The following is a 13,850-nucleotide window of genomic DNA, read 5'->3' as shown; positions in this document are numbered from 1 at the left end:
CTCCTCCGTCATCTCAGATAGCGGGCCATTCACTGACCAGTTGTTGGTTGATATAAAGTTTCCAGGGGCGGGAAACGGCTTCCGGCGGCAGCGGTTCCGGGACGTGCGTGACGTGCAGCGCCCCGTCGTCTTCGCTGACCAGCACCCGCTCGGTCAGCAGGATCACCACGGTGAAATCGCCGTTGGTAGTGCTGCTGAACACCATGCCGTTCTCGCGCCTCGCAGGGGTGGTCATCAGGTCAGGCTGGTTCTCCCGCAGCCACAGCAGCAGAGCTACCACCAGAGGGTCGATGTCACCACCGGACTCGCTGAGGGTGATGCGTAACCGGTACTGATATTCAAAACTCAGTGAGGCGGCGGGCGTGCAGGCCACCACGCCCTGTTCCAGCGCGATTGTCAGCCGTTCAGGGTGATCCTTGAGTTGCGGTACGCGGGCCAGTAACGCCTCGCGTAGCTGGTTGGGCTTTAACATCATGTTGCTCCTGACACTGTTTAAGGGTTTCGACTTGCAGGCCGCACGTCAGCAGTGCCTGCTCCAGCTGGCGGATCGTGTTCAGCAGATCCCCCTGTGTTTCCGGCTGACTGGCCGGGATCGAACAGCTGCTGACGATCGGACAACCACGCCAGATAATCGTTGGGGGTGGCGAAAGCGGGGTGCTGCTGCAACCGGATAATGCCGTCAGGCAAAGCAGCATCGCTCCAGCGTTGAAGTGCTTCATTGCTGCGTATGATCCTTTGATCGTTAAGTTGTTGTTTCATTGTGAGATCGCGTGCGCTCAGGAGTGACTGACGCAGCGTGCGTTCTGCCTCGGCCTGGCGGGCGATCTCGCCCTGTAGCTGTGTGATCACCTCATCGCGTTGGATCATTCCGGTGGTGAGCTGCGCATTCGTCCGTTGCAGCGCAATCTGCTCGCTGTACAGGTGCGCCATATAAAGGGCTGCGCCGCCCAGCATCCCCATCAGTAGCAGGAGCAAAACAATCCACAGGCGATTCATTGCGCCCCCTTCAGGCACAGGGCGCGCTCTGCCGTTCGCCGCGTCTCAATCCCCTTATTGCGCACCCCCTTCACATAGACCCAGCGCATCAGTTGATCGCAGGCCGCCGCCCACTGTTGTTGATTGATCAGCCGGGCGTAAGTCGAGCGGCAAACGGCACCCACTCCGACGTTAAACGCGAAAGAAACCGTGGCGTCATACACCCCCTGCGGCATGGCAACGGGCATACAGCGTGCAATACCGCTTTCCACTCGCTGTACGTCATCAATCAGATTTACCGCGATCTGCCGTTCATTCACCTCCGTGGTCGGTATAACGCCCCGGGTATGTCCAATCCCGTTAGTCCAGACGCCGGCGCTGCACTGATACGGCGAGGTACGGCAACCTTCGGCGTTGGCCAGCAGCAGCAATCCTTCGCTGGAGATGGTTAGCGTGGAAAAGGAAGGCAGTGAGATCGCCAGTGCCATCACCACCAGCACCGCACACTTCTTAGCTGTTGAATTCATCCACATTCCTGCCCGTTTGCCGCTGTTGCATCAGCCGCCAGGTCTTACGGCGGTAATGCCAGTTGATAAAGAAATTCGCGATGTTGATGCCCAGCGTGATGACCGCCACCAGCGCGCCCACCATAAAAGCGATGTCCTGCACCGTGTGGCGCCCTGACCACATCATGATCGCGCTGACCAGGTACCCAATCAGGGAGCTGTTTTTTTCCATCAGTCAGCTCCACAGATTCAGCGTTTCATGCGTGGCTGACAGTGAAAGCGTTGGAAGTTCTACCGGATAGCCATGAGGCAGCAGTGCCCCCCGTTCAGCCAGCCCGGGGTTGGCAGCGTAAACCTGTTCCACGACCTGCCGCGTACGGCCATAGTGGCGAAAACAGATCTCATCGACGCTGTCGTCCTGCAGGGCATAAATTTTCATGTTTCACTCCCCCGTAACGGGTATTGCGATAATAGAAACGGCAAAGCGTGGGAACGGTCACCTCACCGCAATCTCACTCTGCCGGGTAAGCACAATCAGTGTGCGTTTTCGACGATCGCGGCTCAATCCGGGGCTGTTGTAGGGAGGGTGTGACAACGCAAGGGCATCAGACAGATGAGATGAGTCGCCTCTGAACGGCGAAAAAAAGGCAAAAAAAACCCCCTAAACGGGGGCATCAGCAGAACATCGCGCAGAGGGGGTGGGATCCGTTCCGGGTACGCGAGGGCCTGCACCCGCGGGGAACAATGTGTACCCGCCAGGCTGTCAGGAAGGCGTTAGCACTCAGGCGGTGGAGAAAAGACGACCGAAAACTGCGTGTTTTTGAGCTCGACGCCACGGGCAATATCGGCAATCAAATGCAGTGCTATCTCGCGGTCACGCTCCCGGCAGGTGCCTTCAGAGGTTAATCTTGCTATCAGTTCTACGCGTTCCAGAATGACGCGTTCAGCTAATTCTTTGTCCACAACTCCCCCTCCATATCACTGTACATACATACAGTATCATAGCGCTTAACAATAAGAAAAGTTTTTTGCTTGTACTGCAGACAATCTTTATCACCATGATAATTATCAAATTATTACTATTGCTCTAAAGAAGAAACATACCATCGCCTGCCGTATTTATTTCAGGCCTGCACGCCCGCCATGGGGGGTTCAGCGTATGAAAATGAGATTCATACGGGTGAAATAAATTAGCGTTGCTCACGTTATACGGGGGCGAACGGGCTGTTCATTCCCGGATGAACTCGCCTATTCACTAAAGATGAATGTGAGAGCCGTACTGACAAAGACAGCGGGTTTACAGGTTGTAAAAACACCCATCATCGGGCAAAATCTTTGATAATTGATGTGCTCGCCGTCCTGATGTGCCCATAAAGCTACAATTCAAATTGCACACTCCCCAAAAAATGAAATAAACCAGGAGTTTGAGCGTGAGCCTAAAAATCGATTTTCAAAGCGGTGCAAAAGAGGTGCTGGATCGCGTGCTCCAGGCCTACGGCTTTACCACGAAACTGGCGCTGGCTGAGCATTTAGGGATTGCCAGCAGCAGCCTGGCGAATCGCTATTCGCGCGGTTATTTCCCCTCAGATATCGTCATCCGCTGCATGGCCGATACGCAGGCCTCATTGCAGTGGCTGGCAACCGGAGAGGGTGAGCAGCCAGGCCCGGCAGAAAACCGCACGCCGCCCTCGCAAAACGGAAATACCCAGACGCTTGCCCGTCAACGCCTGGACGCCGGAAAGCTGACAACGCTCACCAGCATTGCCGTCGACGCGGCGTTCTTTGAGGCCTGGCCCAGCGCCATTGAACAGCCGCTGGTGATTGTTGAAGGCAACCAGCAGTTTATTGCTGAGCAGGCATTCAGTGAGGTCCTGGATGGTGACTGGCTGGTGTCGCTGGAAGGCCAGGTGAGTATTCGCAGCCTGACGCGTATTCCTCCCGGACGCGTGCGCGTTGCTAACGGTCAGCAGCAGTTTGAATGCGCCCTGAATGAGCTGGTCCCGCTGGCCCGTATCGTGATTGCCTGCACCCCGTTGTAAGCAGGCCAGCCGCAAAAAAGGCCACCCCCTGTGGCCTTGTCAGCTAAGTGACGCGGATTACGCCAGTTTCACCGGCCACTGATTCAGCTGGATCCCCCGTTTTTTCGCCCCCTCGCCGAAGTCCTGTAATATCGCTTCCACATCAGGATCGATGTATTCGGCATTATCGTGGTCCACAATCACCACGCTGTTCTCCGGGATCTGCGCCAGCAGGCCTTTGAGGCGCGGATTATGCATAAAGGTCAGGTTCTGCTGAAAACGCAGCACATAATGATCGTCATAGCGCGTCAGCAACATCGCATTACGATGGCTTTTATAGATGCTGAACAGGATCTGCGTCGCCAGACCAATGCCAATCCCCGCCAGCATTCCGAAAATCAGAATACCGCCGATGGTCGCCATAAACGGCACCCACTGCGGCGCTCCCTGGCGGATTTGTGACACAAACAGCCCCGGCGTAGCCAGCTTATAGCCTGTATACAGCAGCACCGCCGCAAGGCTCGCCAGCGGGATCGCATTCAGCAATCCGCTGAACCACAAGCCGCACACCAGCAGCAGCACACCGTGGATCAATATAGAAAGTTTACTGCGAGCGCCCGCGCTGACGTTGACCGAACTGCGCACGATAACGGCAGTGATCGGCAGCCCCCCCATAAAGCCGGACAGCAGGTTACCGATACCCTGAGCGCGCATCTCCTTATCAGGAGAGGGGGCCGGGGTTTGCGTACGCAGTTTCTTCAGCGCTTCCTGACTAAGCAGGGTTTCCAGGCTGGCGACAATCGCCAACGTGGCGGCAACGATATAGACCGCCGGGTTCTGCCACGCCAGCCAGTCCGGCCGCTCCAGCTCCCCGGTTAACGTGGCAATACTGTCAAAAGCGGGCAGCGAGATGCGCGGCAGATGGCTGGCGATATCCGGGAAAAAACGCCCTCCAAGCACCGTCGCCAGACAGCCGAGCAGCACCGCCACCAGCGGGCCGGGCATCCATCCCAGCCAACGATTCCGCTTGATAGCAGGCGTGGTCCACAGCCCGAGCACCAGTAGCCCGGCAAATGCTACCGCTACCGCAGGAAGTGACACATTGATTGCCCCCTCATGCAGCAGTGATGACCAGCCCTCTTCACCCGCAGCACCCAGCGCCACCGGTATTTGCTGAATAATCAGCAGGATACCAATCGCGGCCAGCATCCCTTTGATCACGCTTCCCGGCACCAGCGAGATAAAACGCCCGGCACGCAATGCGCCCAGCAAAAACTGCAATACGCCAGCGATCATCAATGCCATCAGCAGTGCGGAGAACGATCCCAGGGTCTCGATAGCCCCCGTCACAATGGTCACCAGGCCCGCCGCAGGGCCACTGACCGCAAATTTCGACGGGCTGAAGGTGGTGACCACCAGGCCACCGATGACGCCCGTCAGCAGCCCGACGAAGGGTGGCAATCCGCTGGCCTGAGCAATCCCGAGGCACAGCGGTAGCGCCACGAGGAAGACCACCAGCCCCGCTGGAATATCCTGACGTAAGGTATTCAGATTCATACGCTGTCCTCTTCTGCCTGCTGGATTAGTTCCTTCAAATGCCCGCTGTGCAGATCGTACACACAGCCGAACACATCCAGCGCCACGCCGTCACGCCAGGCTTTCAGCACCGGGGCGGTTTTTACTAACTGGCTGAACTGTGTCAGAACATTGGCTTCCACCAGCCGATTCAGATGATCCCCCGGCAGTTCTTCTGTACTCAGCGGCGCAAGTTCGGAGGCGATGCCGTGGCGCAGCTGAGTGATGCGCCGCGCCAGCGCTGAGTTTTCATCCCCCAGCGGAATATCCGGCAGCGTCAGCGCCGCCTGCACGCCGCCGCAGCCGTAATGACCACAGAGAACAATGTGTGAAACTTTAAGATATTCAATCGCATACTGCAATACGCTCATAAAGTTGTCGTCATTGCTGACCACCATATTGGCAATGTTGCGATGGACGAAAAGCTCGCCCGGGTGGGCGCCGGTCAGCACCTCCGCCGGTACACGGCTGTCAGAACAGCCGATCCACAAAGAGTGAGGCTGCTGCCCGTCCACATTTTGCCGGAAATAGTGCGGATCACGTTGGCGTCGCTGTAAAGCCCAACTGCGGTTTTTAGCTAACAGGGGTTTGAGGGTCGTCAAAATAGAATCTCTCTTCCGGGGAAAATGTGAAATAAGTTCTAACATCTTAGTTAACCGGAAGTGATTAAGATTAATCTTAAGTGATAATAAATAACCGAAATGTAATGTTAATTAAATGTGCTTTATTAAATTGAGTTAAACAGGCATGGAAATAAAATAATATAAACTTATTGATGAATGAAATCATTGATAATAAACAAAAAATATAGCCATTTATCATATAGATGATACGAACAACAAAGGAGCGAAATAAAATAAATCAGGAAACACGCATCTAATATAAAAACGTAAATCTCTTTATGTAACTAATAAAAGTGACACTAACTCAGAAGAGGATAAGAAGGAATAATTATCTCCCTGCTTCAACTCTATTTATTAATTAGTGACGTGATTTATCAATTACTGTCAGCAAAGTTGATTTTATTTAATCAGATTTACACTTCAGATCGTTTCACCCATAAATATCTGGTAACTCAGGTCCACCGAGTCGGCCGAAAAACGGCTGTCGCCAATCTTTTTCAACAACAGCTCGGCCGCGGTATACCCAATGGCGTAACGCGGGGTAATCACACTGGCCATTGTCGGGTACATTTCGCGGCTGATATCCAGCCCGTGGAATCCGGCAATCGCAATGCGGCCCGGAACGGCGATGCCGTGGCGCTGGCAGTGCAGTAATGCACCGAGTGAAAGGTCGTCGTTAGTACAGAAAATCGCATCGAGGTCAGGGAACTGCTCCAGCGCGCTGGCCAGCATCGCCGCGCCCAGTTTCTGCGATGAGATAGCCTTCGGGTTGACCCGATTCCCACTGCCACCGCGCTCCTCCATCGCCTGACAGTAGCCGCGATAGCGAAACTCATCACGCCGATCGTCCTGGGAACCGAAGTAAATCACCCGTTTACGCCCCTGATCGAGCAGCGTGCGCGTCATATCGTAGCCTGCACTGAAGTTGTTAAATCCCACCTGCATATCCAGGCAACTGCCCTGGGTATCCATCACTTCGACAATCGGGATCTGCGCCGCCCGCAGGTACTTCACCGCACGCAGGGTATGGTCCTTTTCACTGAGGATAATGCCATCAATGTTGTACGAGAGCAGATTGATGATCTGCTCCTCTTCGGTCTGCTTGTCGTAGTTGTAGTTGGCGATCAGTGTCTGGTAGCGCCCTTCTTTGGTGGCCGCCTCTATCCCGCTGAGGAGATCGGCAAAGATCTGGTTTTTAAACGAGGGGATCAGTACGCCCAGGGTGTAACTCTTCGAACTGAGGAGCATCTCCGGCGCACGATTGGGAATGTAGTTAATCTCTTCGATAATTTGCGCGATTTTCGCCCCGGTTTCCGGCGACACGCGATCGGGTGTACGCAGGTAGCGGCTGACCGTCATTTTCGTGACGCCAGCCAGCGTGGCGATGTCCTGGAGCGAGATACGGTGCGCGCGCATTGGGGGTTCCATTTAAACGTGAAAAGGGCCAGGCAAGCCTGGCCCCTGGTAAGGGTAACGGAGTGGCCGGATATACCCGGCCTGATATTAATGAATTATGGCGTTCAGGATCAACACACCAGCCAGGCCGAGGAAGGAGATCAGCGTTTCCATCACCGTCCAGGTTTTCAGCGTCTCAATCACGCTCAGGTTGAAGTAACCTTTAAACAGCCAGAAGCCTGGGTCATTGACGTGGGAAGCGATCACGCTGCCGGAACCTACCGCCAGCACCATCAGCGCCGGATCGGCGTGGGTAATGGCGATGATTGGCGTAACGATACCGGCAGTGGTAATAGCCGCGACGGTAGCAGAGCCGAGCGCGATACGCAGCATAGCCGCCACGGTCCAGCACATCAGCAACGGAGAAAGCGATGAGCCTTTCATCATGTTAGCGATGTAGTCACCCACGCCGCTGTCCACCAGCACCTGCTTGAAGGCACCGCCACCGGCAATGATAAAGACGATCATGGCGATAGCCGCAATGGAGGAGCTGCACATCTCCATCACTTCTTCCATTTTACGCCCGTTGCGCAGGCCCAGCGTGAACACGGCGATCACCACAGAGATAAACAGCGCGACCGCCGGGTTACCGACAAATTCGAAGAACTGGCGCAGCACATTCTCTTTTGGCGTGGTCAGCTCAAACACCGCCGCGACTGCCATCAGGATCACCGGGATAACCGCCGCGAAGATACTGGTCCAGAAGCCTGGCATTTCATGATCTTCAAAGATTTTCGGGTTATACAGCCCTTCCGGTGGCGATTTTTCAAAACCTTTCAGGAATTTCGAGAAAATCGGACCGGCGATAATCACCGTTGGAATGGTGATGATCATGCCGTACAGCAGCGTAGTCCCGAGGTTTGCACCAAAGATCGTCGCAATGGCGGTCGGTCCCGGATGTGGCGGCAGGAAGCAGTGGGTTACCGACAGTGCGGCCACCATCGGCAGACCGACATACAGCATCGGCATCCCTGAAGCAGCCACCACGGTAAACACCAGCGGCAGCAGCAGCACGAAGCCAATCTCGTAGAACATCGCCAGACCAACGATCAGTCCGGTGACCATCAGCGCCCACTGCACGCGCTGTTTACCAAAGGAGGCAATCAACGTGGTTGCCACGCGCTGTGCCGCCCCGGTGTCAGAAACTAGCTTCCCGAGCATCGCCCCGAAGCCCAGGATCAGCGCCAGGCTGCCGAGCGTGCCGCCCACGCCTTTCTGAATCGATGCGATAACCGCCAGCGGCGTCATCCCTTCGGCAACCCCGACCACGGCAGAAACAAAGACTAATGCGATGAAGCCGTTGACCTTGAAGACGATCATCAGCACCAGCAGCAGGATTACGCCAATAGCTATTATTGTAATGGGCATAAAGCACTTCCTTTAAAAAGTAGAGGTACAGGTGTTGTTAATGACTAAGGGTATAGCTGTTTAGACCGCGACGCGCATCCCACCATCTACAAAAAGTAAGTGCCCGTTCACAAAATCAGAGGCTTTAGAGGCCAGGAACACCGCCGCCCCGATCAACTCCTCCGGGTTACCCCAGCGCGCCGCAGGCGTACGCTTGCATAACCAGGAGGTGAAGGCTTCATCATCGGCCAGTGCCTGGGTCATTTCGGTTTTGAAATAGCCCGGCGCAATGCCGTTGACCTGAATATTATGGCGAGCCAGCTCCACACACATGCCGCGCGTCAGCATCGTCACTGCGCCTTTTGAGGCGGCGTAAGGAGTAATGGTGTCGCGCCCCAGCTCGCTCTGCATCGAACCGATATTGATGATTTTGCCTTTCTGGCGCGTCACCATCTGGCGGGCCACCGCCTGAGAGACGAGGAACACCGCTGTCTGATTGACGGCGATCACATCGTTCCAGTCCTGCTCCGGGAACTCCAGGAACGGGCGGCGACGCTGAATACCGGCGTTATTGACCAGCACATCGATAGGACCGATTTCACGTTCAATCTTCTCAACGGCGGCATTCACCTCCGCCGACTGCGTGACGTTGAAGGCCACCGCGTGGGCTTTGAAGCCCTGCTCTGTCAGTTCCGCAGCCGCTTTGTCGGCACCTTGCTGGGTGGTGGCGTTGATGATCACTTCGGCTCCGGCCTGTGCCAGCCCTTTCGCCATCAGGAAACCAATACCGCGGCCAGAGCCGGTGATCAGTACACGTTTGTTATCGAGCGAGAAAAGCGTCGTCATGGTCATCCCTTAAAATGTCAGTTGCACTTTGGCGGCCTGGGTTTTGTCACCGGCAAATTGCAGCGCAGCGTCAATGTTCTGATAGTCGTATTCCCCGCTGAACAGCGGCAGCGGGTTGACGGTGCCGTTGCCCAGCCACTCCACGGCGGTGTTGAACTCGAAGGTGAAGCGGAACGAGCCGACCAGTTTGATCTCTTTAGCAATCAGCATCATGATCGGGAAACCCGGAACATCGCCGCCCATGCCCACCTGCACCAGCGTGCCTTTTGCACGCGTCACTTCCAGGCAGCGCGTCAGTGAAGACGGATGACCGGAGGCTTCAAACGCCACGTCGAAGTAACCTTTGTCGGCCAGATACGGCGTGAAATCACCGTTGGCCGCGTGGATCGTGTGGGTGGCGCCCATCGCCGTTGCCATCGCCAGCGAACGCTCACTGACATCCGCACAGACCACTTCTGCTGCGCCTTTCGCTATGGCTGCCGCCGCAATCAGGCAACCGATTGGGCCTACGCCAGAGATAAAGACTTTTTTGCCCTGCAAATCGCCGCCCTGGTTAGCCGCATGAATGCAGACCGCCAGAGGTTCAGCAAAGACCATCACTTTATCGTCAGCGGCATTGTCGAAAGGAATGCACTGGCTGCTATCCACGACTTTGTACTGGGTGAAACCGCCGTCCACATGCGGGTAATACATCGCGCTGCCGAAGAAACGCATGGTGGTGCACTGGTTCTCTTCATCCGCCAGGCAGTATTTGCAGTGGCCACAGGGTTTTGACGGGTTAACCGCCACCTTCTGGTTCTCTTTTAGCGCGGGGTTGTCGCTTTTCACCACATGACCGATCACTTCATGACCGAGGATCATCGGCATTTTTACCGCAAAGCTGCCCACTTTACCGTGCTGATAGTAGTGCAGATCCGAACCGCAGATACCGCCGCGCGTAATGCGCACCAGCGTGCCTTCGCCCTGGTAATTGACCTGCTGGCTGATGACTTCAACCTGCTCTTTGCCGTTAATCATGCAGGACTGTGTGGTGGTGCTCATGGTGTTCTCCAGTACGTGTCAGTTCATGGCGCCTATCAAATCGATGTTTAACATGCAAAACTGTGAATCAGATCACCAAAAATCATGTTACTAAATCAATGTTACGCATAACGTGAACCACGTTGCCCTTTCTCCCCGACGTATTCAGTGGCATTCATCACAAACCGATTAACTGCACTTTCATCACGGTCATTTGATCGCTACAGTTACTCATCCGACCACTTCAGAGATCGCTTGCGATGAGCCTGTCACTGTTCACACCGCTGGACCTGGGTTTTACCCAACTTAAAAATCGTTTTCTGATGGGTTCCATGCATACCGGGCTGGAAGAGCATCCGGATGGCGCGGCCCGGCTGGCGGCGTTTTATGCCGAGCGGGCACGCGCCGGGGTGGCGCTGATTGTCACCGGCGGCATTGCCCCTTCACCGGAAGGCGTGGTGAGCCAGGGGGCCTCGGTGCTAAATGATGCGTCACAGCTGGCGCATCATCGTCAGGTGACGGATGCCGTCCACCAGGCGGGTGGGAAAATTGCCATGCAGATCCTGCATGCGGGCCGCTACAGCTACCAGCCCGTGCTGGTCGCGCCCTCGGCCATTCAGGCGCCGATCAATCCCTTCTGCCCCCGTGAGCTGTCGCATGACGAGATCCTGCAACTGATTGCTGACTACGCGCACTGCGCCCGTCTGGCACAGCAGGCGGGCTACGATGGCGTTGAGATTATGGCCTCTGAAGGCTATCTGATTAATCAGTTCCTGGTGGCGCACACCAACCAGCGCAGCGATGAATGGGGCGGCAGTGAGGCGCATCGCCAGCGCTTTGCCCTTGCCATTCTGCGGGCAGTGCGTGAAGCGGTGGGCCGCGAGTTTATTATTATTTTCCGCCTGTCGATGCTCGACCTGGTGGAACAGGGCAGCACGCTGGAGCAGACCATTCGTCTGGCGCAGGCGGTCGAACAGGCTGGTGCCACGCTGATCAATACCGGCATCGGCTGGCATGAAGCGCGCATCCCCACCATCGCAACGGCGGTGCCACGCGCTGCTTTTGCCTGGGTCACCCAGGCACTCAAAAAACACGTCAGCATTCCGCTGATTGCCACCAACCGGATTAACCATCCGGATGTGGCCCAGCGCGTACTGGATGAAGGCTGTGCCGATATGGTGTCAATGGCCCGCCCGTTCCTCGCCGATGCCGAGTTTGTGCTGAAAGCGCAGCAGGATCGCAGCGATGAGATCAATACCTGCATCGGCTGCAATCAGGCCTGCCTCGATCAGATTTTCGCGGGCAAGCTCACTTCCTGCCTCGTCAATCCGCGCGCCTGCCATGAAACCGAAATGACGCTGACGCCCGCCGCACAGGTGAAGACGCTGGCGGTGGTCGGTGCCGGCCCTGCCGGGCTGGCCTTTGCAGTCAATGCCGCCCAACGCGGTCACCGGGTGACGCTGTTTGATGCACGGCCGGAGGTGGGCGGACAGTTCAATATTGCCCGCCAGATCCCCGGTAAAGAGGAGTTCAGTGAAACGCTGCGCTACTTCAGACGCCAGCTTGAGCTGCATCACGTCACGCTGCGGCTGGATCATCGCGCCAGCGCAGACGATCTCACCGCATTTGATGAAGTGGTGCTGGCAACGGGTATTTTACCGCGCACTCCGCCTATCCCGGGCATCGACCACCCGTCTGTACTGAGCTATCTGGAGGTCATCCGCGATAAAAAACCCGTCGGCAAACGCGTGGCAATTATTGGTGCAGGCGGCATCGGGTTTGATACCGCCGAATATCTGGTCGCTGGCGGGCAGGATCTCACTGCGTTCTGTCGGGAATGGGGTATTGACCGCACCCTCACCCAACCGGGAGGGCTGGTGCCCCCAGAGCGTCCGGTGAGTGAGCGCCAGGTCTGGCTGCTGCAGCGTACACCGGGCAAGCCGGGCGCCGGGCTGGCAAAAACCACCGGATGGATCCACCGCGCCAGCCTGCAAATGCACGGCGTGCAGATGTGGGGAGGCGTTGAGTATCAGCGGATTGATGATGAAGGCCTGCACCTGCGGGTCAATGGTGAAGCGCACCTGCTGGCCGTGGATAACGTGGTGATTTGCGCCGGGCAAGAGCCCGACCGTTCGCTGGCTGATGCGCTGTCAGCGCGGGGGAAAGTGCCGCATATTATTGGCGGTGCGGATGTCGCCCGCGAGCTGGATGCACGCCGGGCGATTGCTCAGGGGACGGCGCTGGGGCTGGCGATTTAAATGATGCTGCCGGGCGGACCAGAAAAGCGCTCCGCCCCCAGGATGACATCCATGGTCTCAATACCGTTTTCGCGCTAGCATCAATGACGCCACACTGACTGACCAGGAGTACTTGATGTCATCCCCCTATTTCTCTCCGCTACTCTCGCGCTTTGACTGGCTTGATCACGCCTTTATGGCTGCAGGCGAACGCCCTGCGGCAGGCACGCGTTACAATCAGCAGCGCCACAGCGCCCGGGTCATCCTCGATGTGGATGCCCTGCCGGTAAAAAGCCAGGACGCGGATGCACTGATTGGGACGGGTCAGGATGCCGTGGCGATTTACACCGCTGACTGCCTGCCGATCCTGTTAGCCGATAGCCGTCAGCAGCAGGTTGCAGCGGTACACGGTGGTTTAAAAGGGATTCTGGGCGGGGTACTGATTAACGCAATAACGCATCTGTGTGAACGCGGAGCAACGCCGGACAGTCTGTTTATTGCCATCGGCCCGGCGATTGGTCCCTGCTGTTATGAGCTGGGACAGGATGTGATAGACCGGGCAGAACAAGATGATCCGCATCAGCTGGCCGCACTGATGTCCTGGTCTGCCCACCCCTGGCCTAATCCGGCATCGGTACGTCCACAGGCGCAGGGAACCACCGCAGGCGTGTGGTTTGACCTACCGTTGCTGGCAAAACGTATTGCGTTGCGTGCGGGTGTGCCGGAAGAACAGATTGAGCTGTCGCAGATATGCACCTACTGCATGGCGGAGGAGCAGGCCAGCTATCGCCGCAACAGCCATGTTCAGCACGGTTATCAGCAGCGATTTTCGTGGATTGCCAGACGATGAAGGCGCGGGCGAGGCATGCCTCACCCCTACGGAGTACAGTTTACGGAATGCGGTGTGCGTAGGGGTCGGGCATGCCCGACACGCAGGCCGACGCGGATTGAGGGCGCAGGCGAGGCGTGCCTCACCCCTACGGAGTACAGTTTACGGAATATGGTGTGCGTAGGGGTCGGGCATGCCCGACCCGCAGGCCGACGCGGATTGAGGACGCGGGCGAGGCGTGCCTCGCCCCTACGGAATGCGGTTTATGGAATACGGTGTGCGTAGGGGTCGGGCATGCCCGACCCGCAGGCCGACGCGGATTGAGGGCGCAGGCGAGGCGTGTGTAGGACCGGGTACATAGGTAACAGATCAGACCGGGCACACAGGTAACACTTTTATGCCGGGTCGACCCTGATAAT

General features: G+C 56.7%; 15 protein-coding genes. 3 read left to right on the top strand and 12 right to left on the bottom strand.

The window, feature by feature from the left end; all coding sequences use genetic code 11:
- Positions 1-13 precede the first annotated feature (13 nt).
- The 6 genes from FVB43_RS02040 to FVB43_RS02015 form a co-directional block, all read right to left on the bottom strand.
- Complete coding sequence (locus FVB43_RS02040) at positions 14-472, bottom strand: phage tail protein (RefSeq protein WP_167863374.1); 459 nt, start codon at positions 470-472, stop codon at positions 14-16.
- Complete coding sequence (gene lysC, locus FVB43_RS24540; protein ID WP_133842471.1) at positions 405-719, bottom strand: Rz1-like lysis system protein LysC; 315 nt, start codon at positions 717-719, stop codon at positions 405-407. The genes FVB43_RS02040 and lysC overlap by 68 nt, the downstream gene beginning before the upstream one ends.
- Positions 720-992: 273 nt before the next feature.
- The gene (locus tag FVB43_RS02030) at positions 993-1,502 is read right to left on the bottom strand and encodes a lysozyme (RefSeq protein ID WP_133842472.1); all 510 of its coding nucleotides are present in this window, start codon (positions 1,500-1,502) and stop codon (positions 993-995) included.
- Positions 1,486-1,713: a phage holin family protein gene (locus FVB43_RS02025; protein WP_167863316.1), complete on the bottom strand. Its 228-nt coding sequence runs from the start codon at positions 1,711-1,713 to the stop codon at positions 1,486-1,488. The genes FVB43_RS02030 and FVB43_RS02025 overlap by 17 nt, the downstream gene beginning before the upstream one ends.
- 3 nt (positions 1,714-1,716) lie before the next feature.
- Positions 1,717-1,920: a tail protein X gene (locus FVB43_RS02020; protein ID WP_133842474.1), complete on the bottom strand. Its 204-nt coding sequence runs from the start codon at positions 1,918-1,920 to the stop codon at positions 1,717-1,719.
- A gap of 335 nt (positions 1,921-2,255) precedes the next feature.
- Positions 2,256-2,444: a hypothetical protein gene (locus FVB43_RS02015; protein WP_133842475.1), complete on the bottom strand. Its 189-nt coding sequence runs from the start codon at positions 2,442-2,444 to the stop codon at positions 2,256-2,258.
- A gap of 467 nt (positions 2,445-2,911) precedes the next feature.
- Between FVB43_RS02015 and FVB43_RS02010 the strand changes: the two genes are divergently transcribed.
- On the top strand, positions 2,912-3,520 hold the full coding sequence (locus tag FVB43_RS02010; protein ID WP_159336827.1) for a phage repressor protein CI: 609 nt from the start codon (positions 2,912-2,914) through the stop codon (positions 3,518-3,520).
- A 57-nt stretch (positions 3,521-3,577) separates the two neighbouring features.
- Here FVB43_RS02010 and FVB43_RS02005 read toward each other — a convergent pair whose 3' ends face one another.
- The 6 genes from FVB43_RS02005 to idnD all read right to left on the bottom strand — a co-directional run bounded on the left by FVB43_RS02005 (position 3,578) and on the right by idnD (position 10,386).
- Positions 3,578-5,056 (bottom strand): SulP family inorganic anion transporter, encoded by a 1,479-nt coding sequence (locus tag FVB43_RS02005; RefSeq protein WP_167863315.1) that lies wholly within the window; start codon positions 5,054-5,056, stop codon positions 3,578-3,580.
- On the bottom strand, positions 5,053-5,721 hold the full coding sequence (locus tag FVB43_RS02000) for a carbonic anhydrase (RefSeq protein ID WP_167863314.1): 669 nt from the start codon (positions 5,719-5,721) through the stop codon (positions 5,053-5,055). The genes FVB43_RS02005 and FVB43_RS02000 overlap by 4 nt, the downstream gene beginning before the upstream one ends.
- A 396-nt stretch (positions 5,722-6,117) precedes the next feature.
- Positions 6,118-7,113 (bottom strand): DNA-binding transcriptional regulator IdnR, encoded by a 996-nt coding sequence (idnR, locus tag FVB43_RS01995; RefSeq protein WP_167863313.1) that lies wholly within the window; start codon positions 7,111-7,113, stop codon positions 6,118-6,120.
- An 87-nt stretch (positions 7,114-7,200) separates the two neighbouring features.
- Positions 7,201-8,520 carry a gluconate:H+ symporter gene (locus tag FVB43_RS01990; protein ID WP_167863312.1) on the bottom strand — a complete coding sequence of 440 codons (1,320 nt, stop codon included), beginning with the start codon at positions 8,518-8,520 and terminating at the stop codon, positions 7,201-7,203.
- 60 nt (positions 8,521-8,580) lie between these two features.
- Positions 8,581-9,345 carry a gluconate 5-dehydrogenase gene (gene idnO / locus FVB43_RS01985; protein WP_167863311.1) on the bottom strand — a complete coding sequence of 255 codons (765 nt, stop codon included), beginning with the start codon at positions 9,343-9,345 and terminating at the stop codon, positions 8,581-8,583.
- A gap of 9 nt (positions 9,346-9,354) precedes the next feature.
- Entirely contained in the window at positions 9,355-10,386 is a 1,032-nt protein-coding gene (gene idnD / locus FVB43_RS01980; protein WP_133842482.1) for an L-idonate 5-dehydrogenase, read from the bottom strand.
- Positions 10,387-10,625: 239 nt separating this feature from the next.
- On the opposite strand from idnD, the gene FVB43_RS01975 reads away from it, so the two are divergent.
- Positions 10,626-12,623 carry an NADPH-dependent 2,4-dienoyl-CoA reductase gene (locus FVB43_RS01975; protein ID WP_167863310.1) on the top strand — a complete coding sequence of 666 codons (1,998 nt, stop codon included), beginning with the start codon at positions 10,626-10,628 and terminating at the stop codon, positions 12,621-12,623.
- A gap of 115 nt (positions 12,624-12,738) precedes the next feature.
- On the top strand, positions 12,739-13,452 hold the full coding sequence (locus FVB43_RS01970) for a purine nucleoside phosphorylase YfiH/LACC1 family protein (RefSeq protein ID WP_167863309.1): 714 nt from the start codon (positions 12,739-12,741) through the stop codon (positions 13,450-13,452).
- Positions 13,453-13,850: the final 398 nt, after the last annotated feature.

It is taken from the genome of Erwinia rhapontici (assembly GCF_012271765.1).
In the GTDB taxonomy this organism is placed as follows: Bacteria; Pseudomonadota; Gammaproteobacteria; order Enterobacterales; family Enterobacteriaceae; genus Erwinia; species Erwinia rhapontici.
The sequence above is the reverse complement of the archived record's forward strand: the minus strand, read 5'-3'. Positions and strand labels throughout refer to the sequence as shown.

What these genes read in the sequence shown, in the direction of transcription:
- FVB43_RS02040 (WP_167863374.1), bottom strand. Translation starts at nt 472, where the DNA reads ATGTTAAAGCCCAACCAGCTACGCGAGGCGTTACTGGCCCGCGTACCG.
- lysC (WP_133842471.1), bottom strand. Translation starts at nt 719, where the DNA reads ATGAAGCACTTCAACGCTGGAGCGATGCTGCTTTGCCTGACGGCATTA.
- FVB43_RS02030 (WP_133842472.1), bottom strand. Translation starts at nt 1,502, where the DNA reads ATGAATTCAACAGCTAAGAAGTGTGCGGTGCTGGTGGTGATGGCACTG.
- FVB43_RS02025 (WP_167863316.1), bottom strand. Translation starts at nt 1,713, where the DNA reads ATGGAAAAAAACAGCTCCCTGATTGGGTACCTGGTCAGCGCGATCATG.
- FVB43_RS02020 (WP_133842474.1), bottom strand. Translation starts at nt 1,920, where the DNA reads ATGAAAATTTATGCCCTGCAGGACGACAGCGTCGATGAGATCTGTTTT.
- FVB43_RS02005 (WP_167863315.1), bottom strand. Translation starts at nt 5,056, where the DNA reads ATGAATCTGAATACCTTACGTCAGGATATTCCAGCGGGGCTGGTGGTC.
- FVB43_RS02000 (WP_167863314.1), bottom strand. Translation starts at nt 5,721, where the DNA reads ATGTTAGAACTTATTTCACATTTTCCCCGGAAGAGAGATTCTATTTTG.
- idnR (WP_167863313.1), bottom strand. Translation starts at nt 7,113, where the DNA reads ATGCGCGCGCACCGTATCTCGCTCCAGGACATCGCCACGCTGGCTGGC.
- FVB43_RS01990 (WP_167863312.1), bottom strand. Translation starts at nt 8,520, where the DNA reads ATGCCCATTACAATAATAGCTATTGGCGTAATCCTGCTGCTGGTGCTG.
- idnO (WP_167863311.1), bottom strand. Translation starts at nt 9,345, where the DNA reads ATGACGACGCTTTTCTCGCTCGATAACAAACGTGTACTGATCACCGGC.
- idnD (WP_133842482.1), bottom strand. Translation starts at nt 10,386, where the DNA reads ATGAGCACCACCACACAGTCCTGCATGATTAACGGCAAAGAGCAGGTT.
- FVB43_RS01975 (WP_167863310.1), top strand. Translation starts at nt 10,626, where the DNA reads ATGAGCCTGTCACTGTTCACACCGCTGGACCTGGGTTTTACCCAACTT.
- FVB43_RS01970 (WP_167863309.1), top strand. Translation starts at nt 12,739, where the DNA reads ATGTCATCCCCCTATTTCTCTCCGCTACTCTCGCGCTTTGACTGGCTT.